Annotated in this window: 4 protein-coding genes and 1 pseudogene; 1 reads left to right on the forward strand and 4 read right to left on the reverse strand. The window is 42.7% G+C overall.

Annotated features, from left to right (window positions below; all coding sequences use genetic code 11):
- Positions 1-83 precede the first annotated feature (83 nt).
- The 3 genes from Q0338_RS00855 to Q0338_RS00865 all read right to left on the reverse strand — a co-directional run bounded on the left by Q0338_RS00855 (position 84) and on the right by Q0338_RS00865 (position 2,464).
- Positions 84-1,223 carry a glutamate--tRNA ligase family protein gene (locus tag Q0338_RS00855; protein WP_298085110.1) on the reverse strand — a complete coding sequence of 380 codons (1,140 nt, stop codon included), beginning with the start codon at positions 1,221-1,223 and terminating at the stop codon, positions 84-86.
- A gap of 70 nt (positions 1,224-1,293) precedes the next feature.
- A complete protein-coding gene (locus tag Q0338_RS00860; protein WP_002948394.1) occupies positions 1,294-1,539 on the reverse strand; it encodes an RNA-binding protein in 246 nt (81 codons plus the stop codon).
- 376 nt (positions 1,540-1,915) lie between these two features.
- The gene (locus Q0338_RS00865) at positions 1,916-2,464 is read right to left on the reverse strand and encodes a DJ-1 family glyoxalase III (RefSeq protein ID WP_122862662.1); all 549 of its coding nucleotides are present in this window, start codon (positions 2,462-2,464) and stop codon (positions 1,916-1,918) included.
- 89 nt (positions 2,465-2,553) lie between these two features.
- On the opposite strand from Q0338_RS00865, the gene Q0338_RS00870 reads away from it, so the two are divergent.
- Complete coding sequence (locus Q0338_RS00870) at positions 2,554-2,805, forward strand: SelT/SelW/SelH family (seleno)protein (RefSeq protein WP_298085111.1); 252 nt, start codon at positions 2,554-2,556, stop codon at positions 2,803-2,805.
- 15 nt (positions 2,806-2,820) lie between these two features.
- Here the strand turns inward: Q0338_RS00870 and Q0338_RS00875 are convergent.
- Positions 2,821-3,181, reverse strand: a pseudogene (locus Q0338_RS00875) (hypothetical protein); the annotation flags it as partial.

The raw sequence follows: 3,181 nt of genomic DNA on the forward strand, positions 1-3,181 counted from the left end.
TGTGCTCATCGTAACTTACTGCTCCTTTGTGTGAGCTTAAGTTAAAGAGAGCCATTTAAATAATTCAAGTAGTGCGCCTAAATTTATCGGCCAAATCTCTCTTTAAACATCTCAAGCAAATTGGATAGGCTTTCGCATTTTGACGCCTCAAGACCAAGCTTAAGAGCGGCAAATTTATAGTGAATTTTGGCGCCGTCCGTTACGCTCACTGCCAGTGCGCGCGAGCTTTTGGATAGCTTTTTGCCGCCATGCGCTAGCAGGCCGTGATGGATGAAATTTGAACTTTCAAAACCGTATCCTAACATCTGCGCCATGTACTTTTGCGCCGCCGAGCACGCGAGCAGATCCTCGCCTCGCACGAGCAAATTTACGCCCAAAATCTCGTCGTCCACGAGGCTAGCGAGATTATACGCGGGCGTGTCGTCCTTTTTCCAAACGATGAAATCGCCCAAAATTTGAGCCAAATTTACGCTTTGAGTTTGCGCGAATTTTTCCGTTTCAAACGCCGTTTCGTCCGTCAAATTTAAACCGCCCGAATTTGCCGAATTTAAAATGCGTTCTTCTGGATTTTCTATAGCGTTTGGGTTAAATTTCTTATCGCCGGGTTTGCCTCCGCCAAAGCCGCGCAAGTTTGTCAAATTTTTTAAACCGTTTGCCGTGCCGTCTTGCGCTTTTTGCACACTACCACAAAGGCCGCCCGCCAGGCTCGCCTCCCGGTTAGAGTCGCACCCCAAAGCGTCAAAATTTATCAAATTTTGCCGGGTGCAAATTTCCGCCTCATCAAGGACGCGAAGTCGCATAGCCGTTTCGTCTTTTTTAAATTTAAGATTTTTTTCCGCGCAAACCCGCGCGTAAATGCCGTTTTTAAACGAGCTTTTCATCGAGTGCGAGCACTCGCAAGCGTAGCAAACGCCTTTTTGCTCAAGCGTTTTTAAAGCGTTTTGGTAGGCGCCGAGGCGAAATTTGGAGCTAAATTTGGTTTCAAATTCCCCCACTCCGCCGGGTCCGCCGTCAAAATCAATGCCCAGCATATCAAGCACGCGAAAGATGTTTTCCACGTATTGCCTGCGGTAGCGCGGCAAGTCGTAGTCGTCGATCCTTAAGTACAAAATCCCGTCAAACGCGCGAGTAAAAAGATAAGTCAGCAAGAAGTTGTAAACGTTGCCCGCGTGTAAAAAGCCGCTTGGCGTCGGAGCGATACGAGAGGTGATTTTTTGGTTCATTTGGAGTGAAATTTGGTTAAAAAGCTTAAATTTAAAAATTAGTTAAAAGCCGTCAGATTTGACGGCCGGATTATTCTTTAGGTTTAGATTCGTTTACTCTTAGAGCTCTGCCGCCTACTTCCTTGTTGTTTAGCGCTTCGATCGCTTTTAGCGCGTCTGCATCGTTTTCTATCTCGACGAATCCGAATCCTTTTGAGCGATTCGTGTCGCGATCTTTGACGATTTTCGCGCGTTTTACTTCGCCAAACGGCGCAAATGTATCCTTAAGCTCTGCCTCAGTCATGCGATATGACAAGTTACCGACGTAAATATTCACAGTAACGTTTCCTTAAATCAAATTCCCGATAAAATCGGTTAATAGATGATACCTGAATTTAAATAAAAAAGCTAGATAAAAATTGATATTTTTATAATTTTTTGTAAATTTAAATTTCGGCTGGCGTTTTTGGAAATTTATTTTTTATTCGAAGGTTTGGGGTTGCGTAAAATTTGAAGTAAATTTAAGACGCATTTGGCGTAAAACGTCGGTCGATCTGCGCAAATAAATTTAAACTAAAGCACGGCTTTGTCGGCAATTTTTATAATTTCACAGCCGCAAATTTGATGTTTTCAGCCTTAATAAAATTTAAGCCGCACATTTGCCTAAAACTGGCAAAACGTGCGGCATTTACCAAATTTAAACCCGCAAATCTTTATTTGACAAATAAAAGCCCGTTTTTCACTTCGTTATAAACTTGCTCGCCGTTTAAAATTTTAACCAGCTCCAAAGCAAACTCCATCGCGGTGGCAGGGCCTTTTGAAGTGATGATATTTCCGCTTTGCACGACGTTTTTATCGCTCACGTACGTTCCGCCCTCGACGCTAGCCTCGCAGCTAGGATAGCATGTGTACTCGCCGCTCATCACCTCGGCCACCCCAAGAGCTATCGGCGCGGCGCAAATGGCAGCGACGAATTTGCCTTTTTTAGCAAACTTTTTGATCGTCTCTCTCATTTTTAGGTTACCGGAGATATTCGTGACGCCCGTATATCCGCCCGGCAAAACCAGCATATCGTACTCCTCGACTTCGAGGTCATAAAGCGTCATATCACAGACAAATTTCACTCCGTGTGCGCCCGTGATAGGTAGCTTATCAAGCCCGACTACATGGGCCTCCACGCCGCCTCGTCTAAGTACGTCCACGATACTAACGCCCTCTATCTCCTCAAACCCGTCGGCAAAAATCACGGCAACTTTTTTCATAATTTTCTCCTTAAATTTTTTGATAATTATACTGCTATTTGTTAAATTTACGCTATAATCGGCGTACTTTAAATTCGAAAGGAAGGAAAATGGAAGTAAAGATTACATATTGCAATTCTTGAAACTATAGACCGGTAGCTTCTCGTGTAGAAGATGAATTTTTAAGTCAAATCCCAGGCGCTAAAATTAGCAAAATCGTCGGTAGCGGCGGAAACTTCATAGTTGAAGTAGATGGAAAGATAGTATTTTCCAAAAAAGATCTCATCGGTACGGAAGTAAATGCCCTGCCAAATCACGAAGAGATCGTTGCTTTGGTCGATAGCGTTAAAAAATCAGCCTAAAGTCTAAGCCGAGGCTTAGGCCTTGGCTTTTATTTCTTCAAATTTTATCTCATCTTTTTCGTATTTTTTAAGCAAACCATTTATACGCCTCTCAAAAATTTTCCATCTAACTTCGTTTCCATATTTTTCAAACAAATTTAACGCTTGGCTGGTCAAAATTTCTTGTTCATTCTTTATGAGTAAATATTCAAAAAGCTGATCAATCACCGCTAGACTGTTTCGCTCCAGCATCAAATCAATCAAATTTCGTTCTGCTTTTATCTCATCAAAAAATCTAAACACCGCCATTAAGTCACTTATTAATTTTTCGCTCAGCGCTACCGTATCGGTATTTTTGCTAATCTCGTAGTAGGCAGCATGGGAGTCTGTTATAGAT

This window comes from uncultured Campylobacter sp. (assembly GCF_938018145.1).
Lineage (GTDB): Bacteria > Campylobacterota > Campylobacteria > Campylobacterales > Campylobacteraceae > Campylobacter_A.

Excerpts from the sequence above, each read along its gene's own strand:
- Q0338_RS00855 (WP_298085110.1), bottom strand. The coding sequence starts at position 1,223 with ATGAACCAAAAAATCACCTCTCGTATCGCTCCGACGCCAAGCGGCTTT.
- Q0338_RS00865 (WP_122862662.1), bottom strand. The coding sequence starts at position 2,464 with ATGAAAAAAGTTGCCGTGATTTTTGCCGACGGGTTTGAGGAGATAGAG.